This window comes from Micromonospora ferruginea, from assembly GCF_013694245.2.
Lineage (GTDB): Bacteria > Actinomycetota > Actinomycetes > Mycobacteriales > Micromonosporaceae > Micromonospora > Micromonospora robiginosa.
On the sequence record NZ_CP059322.2, the window covers coordinates 3,627,075 to 3,651,840 of the forward strand.

Here is a 24,766-nt window from a genome sequence, read left to right on the forward strand (position 1 = left end):
ATGATTGTCAGCATGTCAGAGGCCCGGTTGGAGACGATCCTCAGCGCCGCGTACGCGTGCTTCACCCGGCACGGGATGCGCCGCACGACGATGGACGACATCGCGGCCGCCGCCGGGATGTCCCGGCCGGCGGTCTACCAGTACGTGCGCAACAAGGACGACGCCTACCGGCGGCTGGCCGAGCGGCTCTTCGCCGACTCGCTCGACCGGGCCCGCCGCGCCGCCACCACCGGCGGCCCGGACCTGGCCGCCCGGCTGCACGACATCCTCGCCGCCAAGCTGGAACTCACCCTCACGCTGCACCGGGACAGCCCGCACGCCACCGAGCTGCTGGACGCCAGCGGGAAGCTGACCGGCGACCTCGTCGAGGCGTACACCGCCGAGCTGACCGGCCTGGTGGCCGACACGCTGGCGGACGCCGCCGGGCCCCGGGCCCGCGTGGTGGCCGACGTGCTCGTCGCGCTCACCCGCGGCCTGGAGGCCGACCTCACCGACCCCGACCTGCCCCGGCAGCGGCTACGCGACGGCGTCGCGCTGCTCGTCGCCGGCCTACCCCACCAGGGAGACCCCGCATGACCGCCGTCCTGATCACCGGCACCTCCTCCGGCATCGGCCGGGCCACCGTCGCACGCCTCGCCCGCCGCCCCGACCTCACCGTGTACGCCACCGCGCGCAAGGTCGACGCGATCGCCGACCTGGCCGACACCGGCGCCCGGCTGCTCCCCCTCGACGTCACCGACGAGGCGTCCATGCGCGCCGCCGTCGCGGCCGTGGAGGCCGCCCACGGGCAGGTCGACGTGCTGGTCAACAACGCCGGCTACGGCGAGTACGGCCCGATCGAGGAGACCCCGATCGAGCGGGTACGCGCCCAGTTCGAGACGAACGTCTTCGGGCTGGCCCGGCTCACCCAGCTCGTGCTGCCCGGCATGCGCCGCGCCGGCCGGGGCCGGATCGTCAACGTCAGCTCGATGGGCGGGCGGCTGGTCTTCCCCGGCGGCGGCTACTACCACGCCAGCAAGTACGCGGTGGAGGCCGTCTCCGACGCGCTGCGCCAGGAGACCCGCCCGTTCGGGATCGACGTGGCGGTGATCGAGCCGGGCCTGATCCGCACCGGCTTCGGCGCGGTCGCCGCGTCCACGCTCGGCGCGACCGCCGACCCGACCGGCCCGTACCACACGATGGTCGCCGCGGTGGACGCGTCGATGGCGAAGTCCTACCGCAACCCGATGCTGGCCGCCCCGCCGGACGCGGTGGCCCGGGTGATCGAGCGGGCCGTCGTCGCCCGCCGGCCGCGCTCCCGCTACCTGGTCACCGCCGCCGCCTGGGCCATGGTGCACACCCGCCGGCTGTTCGGCGCCCGGCTCTTCGACGCGGTCAACCGCCTCCAGTTCCGCTGACCCGCTCCGGCCGACCCGACCGCCCGACTACCGTGGGTCAGGAGCGCGGTCGGGAGGTGAGCCGGCATGGCCGCACCCAGCCACGGCGCGGTGGTGGTCGGCGTCGGCCGGACCGCGCAGGCCCTGTCGGTGGTCCGCACGGCCGCCGCCGAAGCCGCGGCGCACCGCCGGCCGCTGCACCTGGTGCACGCGTTCAACTGGGCGGCCACCTCCGGGCCCGCCCCGGCCGGCGGCACCCGCATCGACGCCGAGAGCGTGCTGGAGCACGCCGGCACGATCGTCGCCGACACCGCGCCGCAGGTGCCGGTCAGTGGCGAGATCGTGGAGGGCTCACCGGTCGAGGCGCTGCTGCGGGCCGCCGACGCCGCGTTCCTGGTCGCCCTCGGTGACGGCGGCATGGCCACCTGCCCGGCCTGCGTACCGGCCGACGCGCCGGCGGTCGAACTGGCCGCCCGGGCCGGCTGCCCGGTCCTCGTCGGCCGCTCCGAACCCGCACCGCCCGGTCCGCTCCTGGTCGGCTGGGACGGCTCGCCCGGATCCCGCGCCACCCTCGGGTACGCCTTCGACTGCGCCGAACGCCGGGGCGCCCGGCTGCTCGCCGTCCGGGTGGTCGAGCCGGAGCGCCGCGACGGCGACGACGGCGTGCTGGAGGAGGCGGTCAACCGGCACGCCACCCGGCACCCGCGGGTCGCCGCCGACTGCCAGACCGTGCGCGGCGACCCCCGCGACGTCCTGCTCGACCGATCCCGCTCGGCGCAACTGGCCGTGGTCGGGGCGCGCGGCGACGGTCCGGTGCAGTCCAGCCTGGGCGAGGTCAGCCAGGCGCTGCTCTACCACTCGCCGGCCCCGCTGATCGTCGTGCGGGGGCTCGACCCGGGCGCCGGGGACGGGCCATGACGCCCGCGCGACCCGGGACCTACGGCCCTGACCGGCGCCCCCACGCGGCGGCGAGAGTGGACCCGTCGACCCCGAGCCACGAGAGGCTAACGCAGCATGGACACCGCGCTGGACCTGCACAGCCCCCTGACCGACGACGAGCTGCGCCGGCTGGACGCCTACTGGCGGGCGGCGAACTACCTGACCGTCGGGCAGATCTATCTGCTCGACAACCCGCTGCTCCGCGAGCCGCTCAAGCCTGAGCACGTCAAGCCGCGCCTGCTGGGGCACTGGGGCACCAGCCCCGGCCTCAACCTGCTCTACACCCACCTCAACCGGGTCATCGTCGAGAAGGACCTGTCCGCCGTCTTCGTCACCGGCCCCGGCCACGGTGGCCCCGCGCTGGTCGCCAACACCTGGCTGGAGGGCACCTACAGCGAGCTGTACCACCACATCCCGCGCGACGAGGCCGGCATGCAGCGGCTGTTCCGCCAGTTCTCCTTCCCCGGCGGCATCCCCAGCCACGTCGCGCCGGAGGTGCCGGGCTCGATCCACGAGGGCGGCGAGCTGGGATACGCGCTGAGCCACGCGTACGGGGCCGCGTTCGACAACCCGGACCTGCTGGTCGCCTGCGTGATCGGCGACGGCGAGGCGGAGACCGGCCCGCTGGCCGGGAGCTGGCTGTCGAACGTGTTCCTCAACCCGGCGCGCGACGGCGCGGTGCTGCCGATCCTGCACCTCAACGGCTACAAGATCGCCAACCCGACGGTGCTGGACCGGATCCCCGCCGAGGACCTGCTCGACCTGATGCGCGGCTACGGCTACCAGCCGTACGTGGTCGAGGGCGACGACCCGGCGACCGTGCACCAACTGCTCGCCGCGACGCTGGACCGGGCGGTCGGCGAGATCGCCGAGATCCAGCGCCGGGCCCGCTCCGGCGGCGAGGTCGAGCGGCCCCGCTGGCCGATGATCGTGCTGCGCACGCCGAAGGGCTGGACCGGGCCGGCGGACGTCGACGGCAAGCAGGTCGAGGGCACGTTCCGCGCCCACCAGGTGCCGATCGCCGAGGTACGCGACAACCCGGCGCACCTGGCCGAGCTGGAGCGTTGGCTGCGCAGCTACCGGCCGGAGGAGCTGTTCGACGCCACCGGCGGCCCGGTCGCCGAGCTGGCCACCCTGCCGCCCACCGGCGACCGGCGGATGAGCGCCAACCCGGTCGCCAACGGCGGCAGGCTGCTGCGCGACCTGGACCTGCCCGACTTCCGCGGCTACGGCGTCGAGGTCGAGGAGCCGGGCGCCACGGTGGCCGGCGCGACCGGCACGCTCGGCCCGTGGGTGCGTGACGTGATCGCCCGCAACCCGCAGACGTTCCGCCTGTTCGGCCCGGACGAGGTCGCCTCCAACCGGTTGGGCGCCGCGTTCGAGGTCACCGACCGTGCGTTCGTCGGTCGCCGGGAGCCCGGCGACGACCACCTCTCGCCGGACGGCCGGGTGATGGAGGTGCTCTCCGAGCACCTCTGCGAGGGCTGGCTGGAGGGCTACCTGCTGACCGGCCGGCACGGCATCTTCACCAGCTACGAGGCGTTCATCCACATCGTCGACTCGATGGTCAACCAGCACGCCAAGTGGCTCAAGGTGACCCGGCACATCCCGTGGCGGGAGCCGATCGCCTCGCTGAACTACCTGCTCTCCAGCCACGTCTGGCGGCAGGACCACAACGGCTTCTCGCACCAGGACCCCGGCTTCATCGACCACGTGGTGAACAAGAAGGCCGAGGTGGTCCGGGTCTACCTGCCACCGGACGCCAACACGCTGCTCTCCACGATGGACCACTGCCTGCGCAGCCGGCACTACATCAACGTGGTGGTGGCCGGGAAGCAGCCGGCGCCGAACTGGCTGACCATGGCCGAGGCGGTCCAGCACTGCCGCCGGGGCCTGGGCATCTGGGACTGGGCCAGCACCGACGACGGCGCCGAGCCGGACGTGGTGCTCGCCTGCGCCGGCGACGTGCCGACGCTGGAGACGCTCGCCGCGGCCGACCTGCTGCGCCGGCACCTGCCCGACCTGAAGGTGCGGGTGGTCAACGTGGTCGACCTGATGCGCCTGCAACCGCCGTCGGAGCACCCGCACGGCCTGCCGGACAACGAGTTCGACACCATCTTCACCCGCGACAAGCCGGTCATTTTCGCCTACCACGGCTACCCGTGGCTGATCCACCGGCTCACCTACCGCCGGGCCAACCACGAGAACCTGCACGTGCGCGGCTACAAGGAGGAGGGCACCACCACCACGCCGTTCGACATGGTGATGCTCAACGACCTGGACCGGTTCCACCTGGTCATCGACGTCATCGACCGGGTGCCGGGGCTGCGCTCGCGCGCCGCGCACCTGCGTCAGGAGATGGTGGACACCCGCCAGGCCTGCCGCGACCACACCCGCGAGTACGGCGAGGACGACCCCCGGGTCGTCGAGTGGCGCTGGATCCGCGAGACCGACCCGACCGAGGGGTGACACATGGGTGACGACGAGATCCTGGTCGGCTACGACGGGTCCACCGACGCGTCGGTGGCCCTGGACTGGGCGCTGGACGAGGCGGGCCGCTCCGGCCGGCCGGTGCGGCTGGCGTACGTCTTCGAGTGGCTGACCGTCGCCGGCTGGATCGGTCCCGGCGTGGCGCCGGGGATCTGGCCGGACGAGAACGCCCGGCGGCAGGTCGAGGAGCTGGTCCGCAAGGCGGCGGCGGACGCCGCCGCGGACCGGCCCGGCGTCACCGTGCACGGCGAGGTGTTCGACGGCCCGCCCGCGCTGGTGCTCCAGGAACGCTCCGGCGAGGCGGGCATGCTGGTGCTCGGCAGCCGGGGCCACGGCGGGTTCGGCGGGCTGCTCGCCGGTTCCACCGCGGTCTCGGTCACCGCGCACGCGCACTGCCCGGTGGTGGTGGTCCGCGACGGCCAGGCCGCCACGTCCGGGCCGGTGGTGGTCGGCTCGGACGGCTCCGACTCGGCGCGACGGGCGCTCGGCTTCGCGGTCGAGCGGGCCGCCCAGCGGGACGTGCCGCTGCGGGTGCTGCGGGTCTGGTCGCCGCCGGGCGACCGGTGGTCGCCGCCGGAGTTCGACCCGGAGGACATCGCCGCGAGCGAGCGGACCGCCGTCGAGGCGGAGCTGGCCCCGTGGCGGGAGACCTTCCCGGACGTGCCGGTGGAGATCTCGGCGGTGCCGGGCAGCGCGGCGTCGCTGCTGGTGGAGGCGAGCCGGCCGGCGCAGCTCGTGGTGGTCGGCAGCCGGGGCCGGGGCGGCCTGCGGGGCATGCTGCTCGGCTCGGTCAGCCAGCAGCTCATCCAGCACGCGCACTGCCCCGTCGCCGTCGTCCGCGAGTGAAAGGCGGGGCCCCCGGTTAACGCATTCTGCATAACCGGGGGCCCCGCCTAACGCCCGGAGGGCCCGTCGGCGGGGTTGAGGGAGAAGTAGTCCTCCTCCTCCTGGGCCAGGTGCAGGCGCAGCACCGCGTCCAGGCCGTAGAGCGCGGCCAGCAGGTCGGGCGCCTCGTCGGCGGGGACCCGGCCGTCCAGCGTCGCCAGGTGCCCGCCGATCCGCTCCACCAGCCGGACGATCTCCACGTGCGCCCGGCTCATCGTCGAGGTCGCCTCGTCGCTGCCCAGCGGCCCGGCCAGCGCCGGGTAGAGCTGCCGTTCCTCGGCCTCCTCGTGCGGCAGCACCTCCTCGGTCAGCCGCCGGTGCACGTCGCGCAGCGCCGGCCCGCACGCCGGGTCGTCCGGGCGGGTCGCCACCAGGTCGGCGGTGTCCCGCAGCCGGGCCAGCACGTCGCGCACCCCGCCGTGCTCGCGCTGGTAGCGGTCGAGCAGCTCCCGGGTGTGCGGGGGCACGTCCCGCCGCCGCAGGCCGCCGCCGAGGGCGCGCAGCGCGTTGAGGATCACCAGCACGTCGATGCCCTCCTGGAGGAACGCGCCGCCGACCGGGGGCAGCCGGCCGGCGGCGGCCACCAGCATGGCCAGCACCGCCAGCCCCATCCCGACCGTGGCGCTCTGCACCGCGATCCGCCGGGCGTACCGGGCGATCTCCACGGCGTCAGCGAGCCGGTCCAGCCGGTCCACGGTGAGCACCGCGTCGGCCACGTCGGCCGAGGCGGTCGCCCCGGTGGCGCCCATCGCCACCCCGACGTGCGCCTCGGCCAGCGCCGGGGCGTCGTTGACCCCGTCGCCGACCATCACGGTCACCGCCCGCGCCGCCTCGGCGCGTACCCGATCGGCCTTCTCCCCCGGCGAGCAGCGCGCGATCACGTCGTCCACGCCCACCACCTGCGCCACCTGGCGGGCCGTGCGCGGCCGGTCGCCGGTCACCATGACCAGCCGGGTCAGCCCGGCCTCGCGCAGCCGCCGCACGGTCCGCCGGGCGTCCGGGCGCACCGGGTCCTCCAGCAGGATCGCGCCGAGCGGCCCGCGCTCGTCACCGACCCAGACGGTGGAGCGACCGGACAGCTCGGCGCGCTCGCGCACCCGGTCCGCCCACGGCGGCGGCTCGCCGTCGAGCTGGCCGACCCGGACCGTACGGCCGTCGACCCGCCCGGTCACCCCGCGCCCCGGCTCCTCGGTCACCCCGGTCGGCTCGGCCAGCGGCAGCCCCCGCTCGCGGGCCTGCCGGACCAGCGCGGTGGCCAGCACGTGCGGCGAGAGCTGCTCGACGGAGGCGGCCAGTCGCAGCACCTCGTCCCGGTCGCCGCCGGGCGCCACCACGGTCTCCGCGGCCCGGGGCCGCCCGGCGGTGAGCGTCCCGGTCTTGTCCAGCAGCAGGGTACGGGCGCGGCCGAGCTGCTCCAGCGACCCGCCGTCGCGCACCAGCACCCCCCGGCGGGCCACCCGGGACAGCCCGGACACCACCGCGATCGGGGTGGCCAGCAGCAGTGGGCACGGGGTGGCCACCACCAGCACCGCCACCGCCCGCACGAACTCGCCGGACAGCAGCCACGCCAGGCCGGCGAGCAGCAGCGTGAACGGCACGAACGCGGCGGCGTACCGGTCGGCGAGCCGCACCATCGGCGCCTTGCGCGCGGTGGCCTCGCCGGCCAGCCGGACGATGCCGGCGTACGTGCTCTGCGCCGCGTTGCGGCTGGCCCGCAGCCCGAACCCGGCGCCGGCGTTGACCACGCCGCTGGCGACCTGCTCCCCGGCGGCGCGCCCGACCAGCCGGGACTCGCCGGTCACCACCGACTCGTCGAGCGTGGCCGCCTCCTCGACCGTGCCGTCCACCGGCACCACGTCACCGGGGCCGACCACCAGCCGGTCGCCGGCCGCCACCCGGTCCAGCGCGACCACCTCGATCCCGCCGTCCGGGGTGCGCCGCCGGGCCTGCCGGGGCGCGCGTTCCAGCAGCGCCCGCAGGTCGCGGGTGGCCCGGCGGCGGGCGTACTCCTCCAGCGCCCGCCCGGTCGCGACCATCACCGCGATCACGGCCCCGGCCAGGTACTCGCGCACCAGCAGCGCGCCGAGCAGCGCCAGCACCGCGATCACGTCCACCCCGAACTGCCGGCGCCACAGCTCGCGCAGCACCGCCCAGGCGGCCGGCGCCAACGCGAGCACGGTGACGGCGGCCCAGATCAGGTCGGCCGCGCCCCGCGCCCCCGCGAACCACAGCGCGGCGCCGCCCAGCACGGCCAACGTGAGCAGCGCCAGCGGCGCCCACTCGGCCGTCACGGCCCGCCGGGCGCGGGCCGGCCGTTCGGGTACGCACTCGCGCGGTTCCGTTCCCACGTACGGATCGTCTCAGCGCCGAAGCAGCACAGGTAGGGCGATTCCGGGTAATCCGGAGGGCCGAAGGACCCGTGCGGGCCGCCCGGGCATCCCCGAGGATGGAGCGGCAACCCTGCCCGAGCGTCCCGGGCGTGGGGCACGATGGGAGAAACAGGAAAGGTCGTGACGATGAGCCACGAGACGCCGGCTACCGATCGCCCGTTGACCACCGCGCTCGCGGAGGCCGCCGGAACGGCCGGCCACGCCCCGTCGGTGCACAACACCCAGCCGTGGCACTGGACGGTCCGGCCGGACGCGCTGGAACTGCGCGTGGTCAAGGAACGGCACCTCAGCGCCATGGACCCGGAGGGCCGGCTGCTGGTGGTGAGCTGCGGCGCCGCGCTGCACCACGCCCGGGTGGCGCTGGCCGCCGAGGGCTGGACCCCGGTGGTGGAGCGCGTGCCCGACCCGCACCAGCCCGACCTGATGGCCCGGCTCACCGGGCTGCGCCACACCGGCGCCGACCCGGACGCCATGCGCCTGGTGCAGTGCATGCGGGTGCGGCACACCGACCGGCGACCGGTCAGCGACGAGCCGATCCCCGCCACCGCGCTCGGCGACATCGACCGGGCCGCCACCCGCGAGGGCGTGAACCTGCAACTCCTCGACGACATGCAGAAGATCGAGCTGGCCGGCGCCGCGCAGCAGGCCGCCGCCGTCGAGGCGGACAGCCCGGAGCTGCGCGAGGAGCTGGCCTACTGGACCAGCCGGGCCGGCACCGGCACCGGCCTGCCGCCGGAGGTGCTGCCCGACCAGCCGGCGCAGACCACCGTCCCGGGCCGGAACTTCGGCGCCCCCGGCTCGCTGCCCATCGGTCCCGGCCACGACAAGGCCGCCGTCTACGCCATCCTCTGGGGCTCCGAGGACGAGTCGGAGAGCTGGCTGCGCGCCGGCGAGGCGCTCTCCGCCGCCTGGCTCGAAGCCACCCGGCACGGGGTGTCCCTGGTGCCGCTCTCCGGCGTGGTGGAGGTCGACGGCACCCGGGAGGTGCTCCGGCAGATGCTGGCCGGCCTCGGCCACCCCTACCTGAGCATGCGCCTCGGGCTGGCCGACCCGGAGCACGCCGGCCCGCCGCACACCCCGCGGCTGGAAGCCGCGCAGACCGTGGACACCTCGGCGGTCCGCGACCACGCGGCCTGACGGTCTCGTCGCGGTGCGCCACCGGGCGATAACATCGCCCGGTGGCCGCCGCACCGAACCCCCGGCACGAGCACGTCACGCCGTCGCTCGGCCTGAGTCCGCTGTCCCGGGTCCGCCTCGACGAGCTGCTCCAGGAGATGCTCGACCGGGTCGGCGAGGTGGTCACCAGCCGGGAACGGCTGCGCGCGCTGCTCGACGCGGTGGTCGGCATCGGCTCCGACCTCGACCTGCGCAGCACGCTGCAACGGATCGTGCAGTCGGCGTGCGAGCTGGCCGGCGCCCGCTACGGCGCGCTCGGCGTGATCGGCCCCGACCGGATGCTGCACGACTTCATCGTCCACGGCATCGACAGCGAGCTGCACGCGCGCATCGGCGAGCTGCCGCACGGGCGGGGCGTGCTCGGCCTGCTCATCGACGAGCCGAAGCCGCTGCGCATGCCGGACATCACCCGGCACCCCCGGTCCTACGGCTTCCCGCCGCACCACCCGCCGATGCACAGCTTCCTCGGCGTGCCGGTGCGCATCCGCGACCACGTGTGGGGCAACCTCTACCTGGCCGAGAAGCAGGGCGCCGCCGAGTTCACCGAGGACGACGAGGAGATCGTCACCGCGCTCGCCGCCGCGGCCGGCGTGGCGATCGAGAACGCCCGCCTCTACGCGCTCGCGCACCGGCGGGAACGCTGGCTGGCCGCCGCCGCCGAGATCACCTCGGTGCTGCTGGGCGAGGTGCGCCGCACCGACGCGCTGTCGCTGGTGGCCCGCCGCGCCCGCGAGGTCGCCGAGGCGGAGCTGGCGCTGGTCCTGCTCTACGACGAGGACGAGGCCCAGTTCACCGTCGAGGTGGTCGACGGCGCCGACCCGATCGCCCGGGAGCTGGTCGGGGCGGTCCTGCCGGCCGCCGAGACCAGCTTCGCCGGCTCGGCCACCGAACGCCGGTACGAGCAGGTCGACGACCTCGCCGCCGCGGCGCCCTGGCCCCGCCCGGTGATCGCCGGCCCGGCCGTGGTGTCCCCGCTCGCCGCCGCCGACACGCTGCACGGCGTGCTGGTGATCGCGCACCGGCCCGACCACGGCCCGGCCGCCGACGACGACCTCGCGCTGCTCGCCAGCTTCGCCGGCCAGGCCGCGCTGGCCATGGAACGCGCCCGCGGGCAGGAGGAACGGGAGCTGCTGGTGGTCCTGGAGGACCGCGAGCGGATCGCCCGCGACCTGCACGACGTGGTGATCCAGCGGCTCTTCGCCACCGGCCTGCAACTGCAGAGCGGGGCGATGAACGCCCGGCCCGAGACGGCCAAGCGGATCAACCAGGCCGTCGACGACCTGGACGCCACCATCCGCGACATCCGCCGCACCATCTTCGAGCTGCGCACCCCGATGAGCGCGGCGCTGCGCACCGAGATCCGCGAGGCGGTCGAGGTGGCCGCCGAGTCGCTGGGGCACCGGCCCGACCTGGAGCTGGTCGGCCCGATCGACAGCGCGGTGCCGGACGACCTGCGACCCGAACTGGTCGCCGTGCTGCGCGAGGCGCTCTCCAACGCGGTGCGTCACGCCCACGCCGACCGGGTGGCGGTGCGGGTGGCGGTGGACGCCGGCCGGGTCGACGTCACGGTCACCGACGACGGGGTCGGCTGCGACCCGGAGGCGGCCCGCAGCGGCCTGGTCAACCTGCGCGAGCGGGCCGAACGGCTGGGCGGCGGGTTCACGCTGCGCCGGGTCGAGCCGCACGGCACCGAGCTGCGCTGGAGCGTCCCGCTCGACTGAGGTCAGTGGGTCTTGCCGAGCAGCCGGGTGGCCAGCACCGCGGCCTGGGTCCGCCGTTCCAGACCGAGCTTCGCCAGCACGCTGGAGACGTAGTTCTTCACCGTCTTCTCGGCCAGGAACATCTTGCCGGCGATCTCGCGGTTGGTGAGCCCCTCCGCGACGTACTCCAGGATCCGCCGCTCCTGCTCGGTGAGGGACTTCAGCTCGCGCGGCTGCTCCACGCCGCTGCGGATGCGCTCCAGCACCCGGGTGGTGATCGCCGGGTCGAGCAGCGACTGCCCGGCCGCCACCCGGCGGACCGCGTCCACCAGGTCGGTGCCGCGGATCTGCTTGAGCACGTAGCCGGCCGCGCCGGCCATGATCGCCGCGAACAGCGCCTCGTCGTCCTCGTACGAGGTGAGGATCAGGCCCTTGATCGACGAGTCCACCGCGCGGACGTCCCGGCAGACGTCGATGCCGTTGCCGTCGGGCAGCCGGGCGTCGAGGATCGCCACGTCGGGGCGGAGCGCCGGAATCCGCCGCGTCGCCTCCTGGGCCAGGCCGGACTCGCCGACCACCTCGATGTCGCCGCTGCTGGTCAGCAGGTCGGCCAGGCCACGACGGACGACCTCGTGGTCGTCGAGCAGGAACACCCGGATCATCCGTCCTTTCTACCCGCCGCACCGGCCCTCCCGCACGGGCCGAAGGTCCCGTCCGTCGCGCGCCGGCCCGGGACGGACGGACCCGCCCAGGTGGGGACCTCCGGCCCTGATCGCGGCCCGTCCCGGTGACGCACCGTGGGGGTGGACCGACCGGAGGGACGCCGCACGGAGGGAGCACGACCATGACGACCGGATACACCGTCGGGCAGTTGCGGGCCGCGGTCGCCGACGCGGTACGCGCGCCGTCGCTGCACAACACCCAGCCGTGGCGGTTCCGGCTGCGCGACGGCGGCATCGAGGTCGCCGTCGACCCGCTGCGCGGACTGCCGGCCACCGACCCGACCGGCTGGGGCGCCCGGATCGCCTGCGGGGCGGCGCTGTTCAACCTGCGGCTGGCGCTCGCCGTGGCGGGCACCCCGGCCACGGTCCGGCTGCGCCCGTACCCGGCCGACCCGGACGTGGTGGCCCGGCTGCTGCCCGACGTACCGCGCCGGCCCACCCCGACCGAGCAGAGCCTGTACGGGGCGATCGCCCACCGGTTCAGCAACCGCGCGCCGTTCTGGCCGGACCCGGTGCCGGCCGAGGCCCGCTGGCGGCTCGGCGAGGCGGCCCGCGCCGAGCAATGCTGGCTGGAGCTGGTCATCGGCGCGAGCCCGGTCAACGCGCTGGCCGAGGTCGCCCGCAGCGCGCACCGGGTCCTGGAACGCGACCCGGCGTACGTGGCCGAGCGGGTCGAGTGGATCCGCTCCGAGCCCGCCCCGGACGGGGTGCCCGCCACCGCGGGCGGGCCACAGAGCGAACCGCAGGACCTGCTGCCGCAGCGCGGCTTCGGCGGGCGCAACCGCGCCCCCGGCCGCGACTTCGAGCCGGAGCCGCTGGTCGCGGTGCTGGGCACGCCCGGCAACACCGGCACCGACCAGGTCGTCGCCGGGCAGGCGCTGCAACGGGTGCTGCTCACCGCCACCGACGCCGGGCTCGGCGTGTCGATGCTCTCCCAGCCGATCGAGGTGCCGGCGGCGCGGGAGGCGCTGCGGCTGTCGCTGGGCCGGTTCGGCACCCCGCAGATGGTGATGCGGATCGGCTACGGGCAGCCGGGGCGCGCCACCCCCCGCCGCCCGGTCGACGAGGTGCTCGACCTGCCGGTCGTACCGGCCTGACCTCGTTCCCGCCGCCGGCTCAGGCGGGCAGGGTGGCCAGCAGCGCCGCCTCGCGTTCCGGGGTCAGGCCCACCGGAGCGCGCGCCGGCCGGCCCGCCCGCGCCGGCACCCGGCCCACCTCGCGCAGCCACCGCCAGGTGTCGGCCACCGTCTCGGCCACCGGCCGGCAGACCAGGCCCGCCGCGTACGCCCGCTCGACGTCCCGCTCCTGCAACCAGCGGTACTCGTGCCCGCGCGGGATCCAGATCGGCAGGTCGTTCCACGGTTCCACCCCGGCGGCGAGGATCGACGTCGGCTCCGCCCAGCGCAACGTCGCCGTCGACCCGGTCGCCGCCACCACCGCGTCGAGCAGCTCACCCATCGTCGTGTGCCCGCTGCGACTGACCACGTTGTACGCCCCGCCGACGCCCTCGACACCCCGGTCCAGCAGCCAGCTCGCCAGGTCGCGGACGTCGACGTACTGCACCGGCAGGTCACGCGGGCCGGGGGCCAGCACGTCACCGCCCCGGGCGACCCGATTCAGCCACCACGGCAACCGTCCGATGTCCTCCCCCGGCCCGAGGATCAGGCCGGCCCGGACCAGCAACGCCCGCTCGCCGAACACCTCCACCGCCGCCCGTTCCCCGCCGGCCTTGTTGCTCGGGTAGTCGCCGAAGTCCGCGTCCGGCTCCGCCGCGACGGTCGGCGCCTCCTCCCCGGTGCCCAGGCCGACCGGCGGGGCGTACACCGAGCCGCTGGAGACGTAGACGTAGTGCGGCACCGCGCCGACCAACGCCCGCGCCGCGTCCCGGACCGCCCGGGGCGCGCCGTCCCAGGTGTCCACCACCAGGTCCCACTCACCGCCGGCGAGCGCGGCCAACCCGCCGGGCGCGTCCCGGTCCCCCCGCAACAGGTGTACGCCGGCCGGCGCCTCCCCGCTCACCCCCCGGTTGAAGACGGTCACCGCCCAGCCACGGCGTACCGCCTCCGCCACCACCGCCCCGCCCACGAACCCCGTCCCACCCAGCATCACCAGTCGCATAGCCCCCACCCTGCCCCCAAAACCCGCCCCGCCCCCATGTTCACGCTGAGCAGATCTGCCCGCAGCAGAACCCTCCCCACCCTCCCTCCCCACCCCCACCCCGTCGATCTTGCACTTTCGGCCCACGAAATGCCCGTTCAGCCCCGATATGAACGGGCCACAACTGCAAGATCGACGAGGATGGCCGAGCGCGGTGGAGCGCCATGGCTGTCTGCGCGGGCGTGAGACAGCCGTGGTGTTCCAGTGACGCCACACTGGACCGGCGAGTAAACACCACGGCTGTCTGCGCGAACCTGAAACACCCATAGCGTTCCAGTCACGCCACGCTGGGCCGGCGAGTGAACGCCACGGCTGTCTGCACGACGCTGAAACACCCATAGCGTTCCAGTCACGCCACACTGGGTCGACGAGTGAACGCCACGGCTGTCTGCGCGGGCCTGAGACATCCATAGCGCTCCAGTGACGCTCCGATGGGCCGGTGGGTGGAACGTCCTGGCTGTCTGCGCGGGCCTGAGACATCCCTGGTGTTCCAGCGGTCGTCCGGTCGGCTGGTGGGTGGAACGCCAGTGCGGTCTGCCAGGGCCTGAGGCACGCATGGTGTTCCAGTGACGCCCCGATGGGCTGATGGGTGGGACGCCATGGGTGTCAACGCGGACCTGAGACACCCACAGCGTTCCGGTGACGCTCCGAGGGGCCGGTGAGTGGAACGCCATGGGTGTCAACGCGAGCCTGAGGCGCCCATGGTGTTCCAGTGACGCTTCCGGCGGGTTGGTGGGTGGGACGTCGTGGGTGTCTGGCGGGCCGGGATGCGCCCGTGGGGTTCGGGTTGCGCGTCGGGTTGACCGGATGGGGGCGAGGCACCCGGGGATCTGACCGGGTGTGTCGGGTGGGCGGGGTGTCCGGTTCGGTGGTGGTGGGTGGCACTCTGGCGGCGGAATCGGGGCGGGGTGCGGGGCGTTGTAACCCGGTGAACGACCGAGGAAGGCAAGCCCCGCACCCCCGAGCCCTCGGGGAATGACGGTGGCCGGCCGGTCGTTACACACACTCCCGGCCCCGCGACGAGCCCCGCGCTCCGCGCCCACGCCGGAAACCCCTGACCTTTCTGAGCGCCTGACGGTGCCCGCACCCCCGCCCCGCGAGGGTGTGTTGACCCCGAATGGAGCCCCCTCATGAACACGATCCTGCGTAAGAGCATTCTGGGTATTGCTGGTCTGGCCTTCACCGGTGGTGTGTTCGCCGGTCCGATCGCCGCGCACGCCGACACCGCGCATGCCGCCGGCAAGCCGGTGACGGCCACCGTGCAGGGTGAGCAGTCGACCATCGCGCTCAACGGTGAGCAGACCGCCAACGTGAAGGCGATCATCGCCGCGACGAAGAAAGCCGGCCTGCCCGAGCGGGCCGCGGTCATCTCGATCGCCACCAGCCTGCAGGAGTCGAAGCTGGAGAACCTCGGCCACCTCGGCGACCGCAACGACCATGACTCGCTGGGTCTGTTCCAGCAGCGCCCCTCCAGTGGTTGGGGCACGCCGGAGCAGATCACCGACCCCGAGCACTCCACCCTCGCGTTCCTCAAGGGCCTCAAGCAGGTCGACGGCTGGCAGGACATGCCCCTGACCGACGCCGCGCAGACCGTGCAGGTCTCCGCCTACCCCGACGCCTACGCCCAGTGGGAGAAGCAGGCCACCGACCTCGTCGCCCAGCACTGGACCAAGTAAGCGCGAAGAAGGCCGGCACCCCGAAACGGGTGCCGGCCTTCACGCGTACCCGGTCAAGGGGCCAGGACGAACGTCCACGTGGTGGTGGTCGTGCTGGCCGCCGCGCCGGTCGCGGCGAGACCGCCGTAGCTGCCGGCCGGGACGCTGCTCGCCGAGTCGGCGAGCAGCCCGGTCACCCGGCCGCCGCCGGTCTGCGAGCTGTTGCTGCGGACCGAGACCCCGGCCGGCGGGGTGAGCGCGGTGGAGGCGGCGTCACCGTGCATCCAGTACGACACGGCCCAGCTCTGCCCGGCGGTCACCGGCGCGTAGGGGGTGGTCCGGACGGCGGTGCTGGCCGGGTCGGTGGCCCGGGCGAACACCGGCGCGCCCGGGGCGGCCCCCCGGTACGCGGCCACCACCAGGTTGCCCTTCGCCTGACTGTCCAGCGCCACCCGGACCGCGGTGCCCGCGTCGCCGGCCGTCGCGGTCTTCCACCAGGCGGTGGTGGTGGCGTAGCCGCCGTCGAACCGGTCGAGGCGGTTCCACCCGGTCACCCCGGTCGGCTCGCCGGTGCCGGTGTGGGTGTTCTGGCTGAGCAGGAGCAGCAGCGTGTCGCCGGGTTGCACGGCGGGCGGGACGGTCACCGTGTGGCTGGTCCAGTTGGCGTTCGCGGTGTCCTGGCCGACGAAGGAGATCCGCTCCGGCACCGGTGCGACGGTGACGTCGACGGTCACGACGCCGGTGGCGCCCCGGTCGTCGGTGACGGTGAGCGTGACCGGGTAGGTGCCGGCCGCCGCGTACGTGTGGGAGGTGGTCGGCACGGAGACGGTGCCCGCGGTGGAGCCGTCGCCGAAGTCCCAGCGGTGGTCCTGGATCGCGCCGTCGGCGTCGGTGGAACCGGCGGCGGAGAACGTGCAGACCAGGCCGGCGCAGGTGGGTGCCAGGTCGGCCACCGGCGCCTGGTTGGCCGGGCCGCCCGACCCCTTGAGGATCTTCACGTAGTCGATGTCACCGGCGAAGTAGTCGCAGGTCACCTTCGTACCGTCGCACTGGCTCTTGCCGCCGGCGGAGAGCTGCCAGGTGTTGGCGATGGTGCCGGTCGGCCCGTTCAGCCGGCTGGTGCGCACCCCGTCGACGTACATCTCCACGTAGGCGGAGGTGCGGTTGCAGGTGACCGTGTGCCACTGGCCGTCGGCGATGGGCACGTCGGTGTAGCCGGTGCGCGAGGCGCCGTCGCCGCCGCGGAACAGGCACTTCGGCTTGCCGCCCGGCGCCTCGAACTTCCAGTAGCCGCCGGTGGTGTTGCCCTGTCCCTTCTGGAGGATGTTCCCGAAGGAGTACGTGGTCCGGTAGCGGATGGTCACCGAGAAGTCGCCGGCGTCCGGGTTGAGGTCGGTGCTGTGCGGCACCAGGTCCACGTGGCCCGGCACGTACTCCTGGTCGGTGGGCAGGTGGGTGGCGAAGCGGTGGCCGGTCGCCCCGGCGTAGATCGCGCCGGTGACCACCTCGCCGCCGACCGTGCCGTGCCGCCCGCTGCCGCTGCTGTCCTTGAGCACGGTCGACGCCGCCGGCTCGTCCATGCTCCAGAACGCCACGGTCCGGGTCGCGGTGGCCTGCGCGGGCGCGGCTCCCGCCGTCACCCCGGCCGCGGCGACGACCGCCGCCACGCCCAGCCGGGCGGCCGTCCGCCGCCATCGTCCCTGCCCGATCGTCCGCATGTGACCGCCTCCCTGCGTATCGGGCCTCACCCTGACACGCGGCGGTCCACGGCTCCATAACCCGCACGGTGGAGGGGTGGCCGGCTGTCGGTGCCGTGTGGTGACCGATGTGGCCGGTGCCGACACCGGCCGGCGGGGAACGCTCGCCGATCCGGCGGCGGAGAAGTGATCTTCGGTGGGCGATACTGGGTTTGAACCAGTGACCTCTTCCGTGTCAAGGAAGCGCGCTCCCACTGCGCCAATCGCCCGGGGCAGTTCGCGAGCGGACGACGGGATTCGAACCCGCGACCCTCACCTTGGCAAGGTGATGCGCTACCAGCTGCGCTACGTCCGCGTCGCCGCCGACTCGCGTCGGCGACAGGACGAACTCTACCCGACGCCAAGATCGCCCCGCGACAGCCCCCCGCGCGGCGGGATTGCGCTGCTCGTCGCCGGGGTACTGACCGACACGACAGCACAACCACCCCCCTGAAGGAGGCTGTCGTGGGTATCGGTACGAGCATCTTCCTGATCGCGGTCGGCGCGATCCTCACGTTCGCGCTCAACGCCAGCGTCGGCGGGGTCGACCTCGACGTCGTCGGCTGGATCCTGATGGCGGCCGGCGTGCTCGGCCTGATCATGACGACGCTGGTCTGGGGCCGGCGCCGCCAGGTGGTCACCACCACCGCCGCCGAGCAGCCGGTGGAGTACCGCCGGGTCGAGGAGCGCCGGGACGTCGCCCCGCCGATGTGATCCGCACCGGGGGCCGACGGAGCTGATCGGTCCCCGAGCACCGACCCGGACGGGGACGCCACCGCGGCGTCCCCGTCCGGGTTTCCGGGTCAGTCCCGCATCAGCGCGTTGATCGTGCCGTAGTCGAGGGCGTCGGTCAGCGCGTCGTAGGTCCCGGCGCCGAACGCCTCCGCCGCCGCCCGCCGGGCCACCGCGTACGCCGCCTCGGCGACCGCCGACCCGAGGCTGACCCGGGCCACCCCGAGCCGGGCCAGCTCGGCGATCGGCGGCGCGCCCGGCCCGGCCAGCACGTTCAGCGGTGCGGGAACGGCCGCCACCAGCGCCGCCACGGTCTCCGGGTCGACCGTCCCCGGCACGAAGATGCCGTCCGCTCCGGCGGCCAGGTACGCCTCGGCGCGCGCCACCGTCTCGGGCACCCCGCCGGCGCCGCGCAGGAACGTGTCGACCCGCGCGTTGACGTACAGCGGGATGCCGGCGCGGTCGGCGGCGGCCCGGACCGCGGCGAGGCGGGCGCACTGGTCGTCGACCGGACGCAGCGGCCCGTTCCCGTCGTGCCGCGCGTCCTCCACGTTCACCCCGACCGCGCCCGCGTCGAGCACCGCCGTCACGGTCTCGGCCACCTCGTCGGGGGTGTCGCCGTACCCGGCCTCGATGTCGGCGGTGACCGGCAGCCGCACCGCGGCGGCGACCAGCCGGATCACGTCGACGGCCTGGTCGCGGGCGAGCGCGTCGCCGTCGGGCGCGCCGCGGCTCCAGGCGACGCCGGCGCTGGTGGTGGCGACCGCGCGGGCGCCGGCGGCGGCCACGATCCGGGCGCTCGCCGCGTCCCACGCGTTGACCAGGACCAACGGCTCGCCGGGTCGGTGGAGGCTACGGAATTGCTGGGCGAGGGTCTGCTGCTCGTTCAGCCGGCCAGTCTCGGTGGGCCGGGCCGCCCGCCGTAATGTTTCAGTCCTGGCTGAAACGAAGGGGGCGGCGTGGTCGCTATCGGGCTGTCGGCGGGCGCGGTGGCGCGGGTCCGGTTCGCGCTGTCCGGCCTGTGGGAGGTGATGGCCGGCATCCGGGTGCTCCGCGATCCCGGCCGGCACGCGATCCACCTGCCGTGGGTCGCCCGGGTCCGGCCGAGGCTGGCCGAGGCGGGGCTGCTCGACGGCGCGGACGCCCTGTTGTGGCGGCTGGTCCCGCCGGCGCCGGGCTACCTGCCGGACTTCCTCACCCCGCCGCCGGCCGGCCTGGACCCGGACCTGGCCGAGGAACTGGCCACGCTGCGCGCCACCCCGCCGGCGGCGGTCCGCGCCGACCTCGACCTGCTGCCGGGCCCGCGACCGGCGGCGGTGAGCGCCCTGTACGCCGACCCGGCCGCCGGGCTGGCCCGGCTGGCGGGCGAGGTGGAGGCCTACTGGCGGCTGGCCGTCGCGCCGGACTGGCCGCGCATCCGGGCGGTGCTCGACGCCGACGTCTTCCACCGGGCCCGCCGGATGGCGACGGACGGCGCCGCCGGGCTCCTCAACGACCTGCACGAACGGGTCCGCTGGGAGGGCGACGCCCTGCTGGTCGGCCAGCGCCACTGCACGGCGCCGGACGTGCCGGCCGGCGGTGGTCTGGTGCTGGTGCCCTCGGTGTTCGTCTGGCCGTCGGTGCTGAGCATCGCGGCCGGCGACGTCTCGCAGCTCGCCTACCCGGCGCGCGGCGTCGGCACCCTGTGGGAGACGCCGGTGCGCGCGCCGGACGCGTTGGGCGCGGTGCTGGGGCGAGGCCGGGCGCGGCTGCTGGCCGCGCTGGACGCACCCCGGTCGACCACGGAGCTGTCCCGGCGCACCGGGCTCTCGCCGGCCGGGGTTTCGCAGCACCTCACCGCGTTGCGGGCCGCCGGCCTGGTGGTGACCCGGCGGCAGGGCCGGTCACAGCTCAGCAGCCGGACGGCGGTGGCGGATGCGCTGGTGGGCGCGTCGGGGTGACCCGGACGACCAAGAAGGCCGTGCCGAATGATCGGCACGGCCTTCTTCGCTGGTGGGCGATACTGGGTTTGAACCAGTGACCTCTTCCGTGTCAAGGAAGCGCGCTCCCACTGCGCCAATCGCCCTCGTCAATGCGAGGTGGAGACGGGATTTGAACCCGTGTACACGGCTTTGCAGGCCGTTGCCTCGCCTCTCGGCCACTCCACCGAGGTTGCCCCCGACATGCGTGGCGGCATCTCCGAGCGGACGACGGGATTCGAACCCGCGACCCTCACCTTGGCAAGGTGATGCGCTACCAGCTGCGCTACGTCCGCACGCCCCCGGCGTTTCCCGGTGACGGATGAGAACTTTAGCCGAGCGGAGGAACGGTTGCCAAATCGGATCCCCCTTCGGCGAGTCCGCCCGGAGGGGTGGGCGACCACCTGCCGGCTTCCTAGGAGCCTGGGTGGCATGCTTCCGTCGGGCCGCCGCAGGCGTGCTCACCTGCGGATCCTGGCCGGCGGGCGGAGTGTCCGGCATCCGACTGTGCTACCGCCGACCGGCCGGTCCGGTAACTCCTCGTGGTCATTCGGATGGGTTACCGTAACGGGCGTGACGAGACGAGCCGCCGAGATCCGCCTGGATGCGCTGCTGCGCACCGCCTGCGAGGTGATCGCGGAACGAGGGCTCGCCAACACCCGTACCGCCGACGTGGCGGAGGCCGCCGGGGTCAGCCAGGCGCTCGTCTTCTACCACTTCGCCACCAAGGACCGCCTGCTCGCGCAGGCCTTCGCGTACGCCGTCGAGCAGGACCTGGCCCGGCTCGACGCGGTGCTCCGCTCCTCCGCGCCGCCGCTGGCCAAGCTGCGCCGGATGCTCCGCCTCTACGCGCCGACCGGCCGGTCCACCTCCTGGTCGATGTGGATCGACGGCTGGGCCGAGTCGATGCGCACCCCCGAGCTGGAGAAGCTCTCCCGCCGCCTCGACCTGCGCTGGCGGCAGGATCTCGCCACGGTGATCGCCGACGGGGTGGCCGACGGCACGTTCGACTGCCCCGACCCGGCCGGCGCCGCCTGGCGGATCAGCGCCGTGATGGACGGCCTGGCCGTGCAGCTCGCGGTGCACGAGCGGGTGATCACCCGCCGGCAGATCGCCGAGTGGGTCCGGCTGGTCGCGGCGCGGGAGCTGAGCCTGGAGCCGAGCCAGCTCGACTGAGCCGGCGGGCGACGCGGGCGCGGGCCGGCGGGTGGACGTTCGCCGCCGCCAGGTCCCCGCGGTAGTGGGCCAGCACCCGGTGGTCCATCAGCCGGCGCCAGAGCGGCGGCACCAGCGCCGCGACCACCATGGTGGCGTAGCCGGCCGGGAGCTGCGGCGAGGCGTCGAAGCTGCGCAGCGTCTGGTAGCGGCGCAGCGGGTTGGCGTGGTGGTCGCTGTGCCGCTGGAGCTGGAAGAGGAAGACGTTGGTGACGGTCCGGTCGCTGTTCCAGCTGTGCCGCGGGTCGACCTTCTCGTAGCGGCCGGCCGCGGTGCGCTGCCGCGCCAGGCCGTAGTGCTCCAGATAGTTGACCGCCTCCAGCAGGGAGAAGCCGACCACCGCCTGGAGCACGAGGAAGACCAGCACGCCGGGCCCGAACGCCACCGCCAGCACGGCGTAGAGCGCCACGGTCATCGCCCAGGCGTTGAGCACCTCGTTACGCCACGTCCACGGGTTGCGCCCGCGGAGCCGGAACCGGGCGGTCTCCAGCCGCCAGGCCGAGCGCAGGCTCCCGACGACGGTACGCGGCCAGAACGCCCAGAACGTCTCGCCGAGCCGCGAGCTGGCCGGGTCCTCCGGGGTGGCGACCCGGGTGTGGTGGCCCCGGTTGTGCTCGACGAAGAAGTGCCCGTACCCGGTCGGCGCCAGGGCGATCTTGGACAGCCAGCGTTCCGCCCGCTCCCGCTTGTGCCCGAGTTCGTGTGCGGTGTTGATGGCGATGCCGTCCACCACCCCGACGGTGGCGACCAGGCCGGCGGCGGCCACCCAGGAGAGCCGGCCGCCGGCCCAGACCGCGCAGCACAGCACCAGGGCGGCGTACTGGGCGGGCAGGTAGAGGTAGGTGAGCCAGCGGTAGTAGCCGTCGGCCTGCAACGCCGGCACCGCCTCCTCGGGCGGGTTCTCCCGGTCGTCGCCGATCCACAGGTCGACCAGCGGGATCAGGCCGAAGACCACGGCCGGGGTGAGCCACCAGGCCCAGGCCGAGCCGGTGGCGTGCCAGAGGGACCAGCCCGCGAACGGCAGCGCCGGCACGAGTAGGGCGAGGGGCCAGAGCGGCTTGCGGGTGTCCCGCCACGGAACGGTGTCGGTGGGCATCGTCGGACTCCGATCGGTTGCTCCTGCCCCGACTGTGTCAGTCGTCCGACTCTTTTACAAGAGCAAAGTTTTTGTAAAGCGGCCCACCCCTACCAACCCCCTACCTTCAGTGACTGTCAACTATGCGTACGGTTATCGTGAATCATCCTCATCACGGCTTCTCCGGCCTCCACCCCCCCCGGCCGGTCCCCTCCCGCACGCCCGCGTCGGCGATCCGCAACGAACCCGCCGCGCCGGTGGCCCCGACGGCGCACGTCCGCCGCGGACCGACGAACGGAGATCACGCATGACGTCGCCCACCCCCGAGTTGACCGTCGTCATACCCACCTACCAGGACCCGCACTGCCTGGAGCTGACCCTGCGGGCGCTGGCCCGCCAGACGCTGCCGCCGGACCGCTTCGAGGTCGTCGTGGTGCGCGACGGCGGCTCGCCCGACGGCTACCCGGCGGCGCTGGCCGCCGGCGCCGGCCTGCGGCTGCGGCTGATCGAGCTGCCCGAGCGCCGTGGCCGCTCCGGCGTCCGCAACGAGGGCGTACGGCACGCCACCACGCCCCTGATCGTCTTCCTCGACGCCGACTCCTGGGCGCTGCCCGACCTGCTGGAACGGCACCTGGCCCACCACCGCGCGCCGGACGCCGCCCCGGTGCTGATCGGTCGCCGGGACGACATCGGGCTGGCCCACCTGCCCGCCGTGCTGCGCGACGAGCCGGCGGCGATCCCCCGCCTCTCACCGCACGGCGGTGACATGCGCTTTCCCCCGGACGGCGTGCCGGACGAGCGCCGGGACTGGCTGGAGGTCGGCTGGACCGTCGCCTACACGCACAACATCTCGCTGCCCCGCGAGCTGTTCGACCGGGTCGACGGCTTCCGCGAGGAGTTCGCGCTCAGCTACGGCATGGAGGACATCGAGCTGTTCTACCGGGTGGACCGGGCCGGGGCGACCTTCTCCTACGACGACGACGCCCGCGTCGTGCACCTGCCGCACCACCGCGACATGGGCCGCAACTGGGCCGAGATGATGGCCAACACCCGCTCGATCATGGCGCTCTACCCCTGCCTGGAGTGGGAGTTCCTCAGCGTCATCGTGGGCCCGGAGGCGGTCAAGCGGATCCTGTTCTTCCGCTCCCTGGTGCGCGCCAGCGTGGCGCGGTCGACCTGCGCGATCGGCCCCGCCGTGGCACGGCTCGCCGACCGGCTGCCCGGCCCCCGGGTGCTCTGGGTGGGCAGCGGCAGCGCCGACGCCGGGCTGCCCGCGGAGGCGTTGACGTTCGACCACACCGCGCCGGTCGGGCCGACCAACCTGCACCTCATCGGGCTCGCCCCACCGCTGGCGCCCGGCAGCCTCGACGCGGTGGTCAGCGTGGACTTCTGGCGCTACCTGCTCTGGCCCGAGCTGTGCCAGTTCGTCAACTCGTCGCTGCTGCTGGCCGGCGAGGTGCACCTGGTCGCCACCGGGGACAGCGCGCCGGAGATGTCCGCCGCCGACCCGGAGTCGCTGGCGTACCTGCGCCGGTCGCTGGCCGCCCAGTTCACCGTCGACCGGCAGGAGGTGCCGGGCCTGGGCGCCGTGCTGTCGCTGCGCCCGCCCCGGACCGCCGACGCCGCGCCCGCGTACGCGCAGGCCGCCGCCGGCTGAGGCCGGTCACCGCCCGCGTCGCCGGGTCCGTCGCCGCTCGAACGACGGCGCAAGGTCCCCGTCCGGGTCACCGGCGGGACGGAGCAGGCGCCGCATCCGGAACAGCAGGCCCGCGCCGAGGAAGAGCAGCAGCCCGCCGAGCAGGAACGCGGCCTGCACCACGCCGAACCCCCCGGTCGAGGCGACCGGCTGCCCGGCGGCGTTCGCCGGCGGCTCCACCACCGCCGGGTCGGTCGACTCGTCCGTCTCCGACTCCTCGGCGACCGGCTCCTCGCTGGGCGGGTCGGTCGGCTCGGCGCTGGTCGCCGTCGGCTCCGGCGTCGGCGCGGCCGCCTCGCCCACCACCTGGCGCGAGGCGGTCCGCCGGGCCAGCAGCCGCAACTGCGGGTCGTACGCCTCGGCGGCGATGCTCACCTGGCCACGCCCCACGTCCTCGGCGAACGCCACCCGGTAGCGGGCGGTGACCGTGCGCCCGGGGCAGAGCACGCCCGGATCCAGCTCCCGGTCGGTCAGCCGCGCGGTGTCCCCCTCGGTGCGGATCTCCAACGGGAACGAGCCGGTCTCCTCCACCCGGTCCACCTTGACCTGGTCCAGCCGCAGGCCCTGCACCCGCAGCAGCATCGACCAGCGCACCTTGACGCAGTCGTCGCGGTTGGCGCGGTCGGAGCGGGACACCACCGCGGAGAGCGTTTCCACCCGGTTGCCGGCGGTGAACTCGTCGGGCAGCCCGCTCAACTCCGTGGAGAAGGCCGCCGCCGCCCGGGCCGGCGCGGCCCCGCCGTAGCCGGCTCCCGCCAGACAGGTCAGCACCAGCCCGATCCGCAGCGCGTGCCGCCAGCCGCTCACCAGGGCCCCTCCTCACGTCGGTCGTGTCCACAGGCAACGCTAGGAGCGGGCCGGGCG

At 74.5% G+C, this 24,766-nt stretch carries 20 protein-coding genes and 5 tRNA genes; 13 read left to right on the top strand and 12 right to left on the bottom strand.

All coding sequences use genetic code 11. The features are described 5' to 3' along the window. The first annotated feature begins 12 nt into the window (after positions 1–12). From H1D33_RS15560 to H1D33_RS15580, 5 genes are all read left to right on the top strand, one after another. On the top strand, positions 13–576 hold the full coding sequence (locus H1D33_RS15560; RefSeq protein ID WP_181572442.1) for a TetR/AcrR family transcriptional regulator: 564 nt from the start codon (positions 13–15) through the stop codon (positions 574–576). After that, complete coding sequence (locus H1D33_RS15565) at positions 573–1,397, top strand: oxidoreductase (protein ID WP_181572441.1); 825 nt, start codon at positions 573–575, stop codon at positions 1,395–1,397. Before H1D33_RS15560 ends, H1D33_RS15565 begins: the two co-directional genes overlap by 4 nt. Positions 1,398–1,463: 66 nt before the next feature. Beyond that, the gene (locus tag H1D33_RS15570) at positions 1,464–2,294 is read left to right on the top strand and encodes a universal stress protein (RefSeq protein WP_181572440.1); all 831 of its coding nucleotides are present in this window, start codon (positions 1,464–1,466) and stop codon (positions 2,292–2,294) included. A 96-nt stretch (positions 2,295–2,390) separates the two neighbouring features. Next, entirely contained in the window at positions 2,391–4,784 is a 2,394-nt protein-coding gene (locus H1D33_RS15575) for a phosphoketolase family protein (RefSeq protein WP_181572439.1), read from the top strand. 3 nt (positions 4,785–4,787) lie between these two features. Next, on the top strand, positions 4,788–5,651 hold the full coding sequence (locus H1D33_RS15580) for a universal stress protein (protein ID WP_181572438.1): 864 nt from the start codon (positions 4,788–4,790) through the stop codon (positions 5,649–5,651). Between the two features lie 47 nt (positions 5,652–5,698). On the opposite strand, the gene H1D33_RS15585 is transcribed toward H1D33_RS15580, so the two are convergent. Continuing rightward, positions 5,699–8,038 carry a heavy metal translocating P-type ATPase gene (locus H1D33_RS15585; RefSeq protein WP_181572437.1) on the bottom strand — a complete coding sequence of 780 codons (2,340 nt, stop codon included), beginning with the start codon at positions 8,036–8,038 and terminating at the stop codon, positions 5,699–5,701. A gap of 168 nt (positions 8,039–8,206) precedes the next feature. On the opposite strand from H1D33_RS15585, the gene H1D33_RS15590 reads away from it, so the two are divergent. After that, positions 8,207–9,217, top strand: coding sequence for an Acg family FMN-binding oxidoreductase (locus tag H1D33_RS15590; protein WP_181572436.1), 1,011 nt, complete (start codon positions 8,207–8,209; stop codon positions 9,215–9,217). A 92-nt stretch (positions 9,218–9,309) separates the two neighbouring features. After that, the gene (locus tag H1D33_RS15595) at positions 9,310–10,977 is read left to right on the top strand and encodes a sensor histidine kinase (RefSeq protein ID WP_181572720.1); all 1,668 of its coding nucleotides are present in this window, start codon (positions 9,310–9,312) and stop codon (positions 10,975–10,977) included. A gap of 2 nt (positions 10,978–10,979) precedes the next feature. On the opposite strand, the gene H1D33_RS15600 is transcribed toward H1D33_RS15595, so the two are convergent. Continuing rightward, positions 10,980–11,618, bottom strand: coding sequence for a response regulator (locus H1D33_RS15600; protein ID WP_181572435.1), 639 nt, complete (start codon positions 11,616–11,618; stop codon positions 10,980–10,982). 182 nt (positions 11,619–11,800) lie between these two features. Between H1D33_RS15600 and H1D33_RS15605 the strand changes: the two genes are divergently transcribed. Then, positions 11,801–12,775, top strand: a complete 975-nt coding sequence (locus tag H1D33_RS15605) for an Acg family FMN-binding oxidoreductase (RefSeq protein ID WP_181572434.1) — start codon at positions 11,801–11,803, stop codon at positions 12,773–12,775. Positions 12,776–12,794: 19 nt separating this feature from the next. On the opposite strand, the gene H1D33_RS15610 is transcribed toward H1D33_RS15605, so the two are convergent. After that, entirely contained in the window at positions 12,795–13,796 is a 1,002-nt protein-coding gene (locus H1D33_RS15610; protein ID WP_307755196.1) for an NAD-dependent epimerase/dehydratase family protein, read from the bottom strand. A gap of 1,169 nt (positions 13,797–14,965) precedes the next feature. On the opposite strand from H1D33_RS15610, the gene H1D33_RS15615 reads away from it, so the two are divergent. After that, entirely contained in the window at positions 14,966–15,511 is a 546-nt protein-coding gene (locus H1D33_RS15615) for a hypothetical protein (protein ID WP_181572433.1), read from the top strand. 53 nt (positions 15,512–15,564) lie between these two features. Here the strand turns inward: H1D33_RS15615 and H1D33_RS15620 are convergent, their stop codons facing one another. From H1D33_RS15620 to H1D33_RS15630, 3 genes are all read right to left on the bottom strand, one after another. Further along, positions 15,565–17,208: a PKD domain-containing protein gene (locus H1D33_RS15620; RefSeq protein ID WP_181572432.1), complete on the bottom strand. Its 1,644-nt coding sequence runs from the start codon at positions 17,206–17,208 to the stop codon at positions 15,565–15,567. A gap of 176 nt (positions 17,209–17,384) precedes the next feature. Continuing rightward, positions 17,385–17,456, bottom strand: a tRNA-Val gene (locus H1D33_RS15625). 13 nt (positions 17,457–17,469) lie between these two features. Then, positions 17,470–17,542: transfer RNA gene (locus H1D33_RS15630), tRNA-Gly, on the bottom strand. Positions 17,543–17,691: 149 nt separating this feature from the next. On the opposite strand from H1D33_RS15630, the gene H1D33_RS15635 reads away from it, so the two are divergent. Continuing rightward, complete coding sequence (locus H1D33_RS15635) at positions 17,692–17,940, top strand: DUF6458 family protein (RefSeq protein ID WP_181572431.1); 249 nt, start codon at positions 17,692–17,694, stop codon at positions 17,938–17,940. Positions 17,941–18,029: 89 nt separating this feature from the next. Here the strand turns inward: H1D33_RS15635 and H1D33_RS15640 are convergent, their stop codons facing one another. Beyond that, entirely contained in the window at positions 18,030–18,848 is an 819-nt protein-coding gene (locus tag H1D33_RS15640; protein ID WP_181572719.1) for an isocitrate lyase/PEP mutase family protein, read from the bottom strand. 69 nt (positions 18,849–18,917) lie between these two features. On the opposite strand from H1D33_RS15640, the gene H1D33_RS15645 reads away from it, so the two are divergent. Then, complete coding sequence (locus H1D33_RS15645) at positions 18,918–19,898, top strand: ArsR/SmtB family transcription factor (RefSeq protein ID WP_220138754.1); 981 nt, start codon at positions 18,918–18,920, stop codon at positions 19,896–19,898. Positions 19,899–19,948: 50 nt separating this feature from the next. Here the strand turns inward: H1D33_RS15645 and H1D33_RS15650 are convergent. The 3 genes from H1D33_RS15650 to H1D33_RS15660 all read right to left on the bottom strand — a co-directional run bounded on the left by H1D33_RS15650 (position 19,949) and on the right by H1D33_RS15660 (position 20,212). After that, positions 19,949–20,023 (bottom strand) — tRNA-Val (locus tag H1D33_RS15650). 11 nt (positions 20,024–20,034) lie between these two features. After that, positions 20,035–20,105: transfer RNA gene (locus H1D33_RS15655), tRNA-Cys, on the bottom strand. Between the two features lie 34 nt (positions 20,106–20,139). Next, positions 20,140–20,212 (bottom strand) — tRNA-Gly (locus H1D33_RS15660). A 277-nt stretch (positions 20,213–20,489) separates the two neighbouring features. On the opposite strand from H1D33_RS15660, the gene H1D33_RS15665 reads away from it, so the two are divergent. Continuing rightward, positions 20,490–21,092: a TetR/AcrR family transcriptional regulator gene (locus H1D33_RS15665; protein ID WP_181572429.1), complete on the top strand. Its 603-nt coding sequence runs from the start codon at positions 20,490–20,492 to the stop codon at positions 21,090–21,092. On the opposite strand, the gene H1D33_RS15670 is transcribed toward H1D33_RS15665, so the two are convergent. After that, entirely contained in the window at positions 21,013–22,227 is a 1,215-nt protein-coding gene (locus tag H1D33_RS15670; protein ID WP_181572428.1) for an alkane 1-monooxygenase, read from the bottom strand. The genes H1D33_RS15665 and H1D33_RS15670 overlap by 80 nt on opposite strands. Before the next feature lie 286 nt (positions 22,228–22,513). Between H1D33_RS15670 and H1D33_RS15675 the strand changes: the two genes are divergently transcribed. Beyond that, positions 22,514–23,863: a glycosyltransferase family 2 protein gene (locus H1D33_RS15675; protein WP_181572427.1), complete on the top strand. Its 1,350-nt coding sequence runs from the start codon at positions 22,514–22,516 to the stop codon at positions 23,861–23,863. A gap of 6 nt (positions 23,864–23,869) precedes the next feature. On the opposite strand, the gene H1D33_RS15680 is transcribed toward H1D33_RS15675, so the two are convergent. Next, on the bottom strand, positions 23,870–24,709 hold the full coding sequence (locus H1D33_RS15680; protein ID WP_181572426.1) for a hypothetical protein: 840 nt from the start codon (positions 24,707–24,709) through the stop codon (positions 23,870–23,872). Positions 24,710–24,766 lie beyond the last annotated feature (57 nt).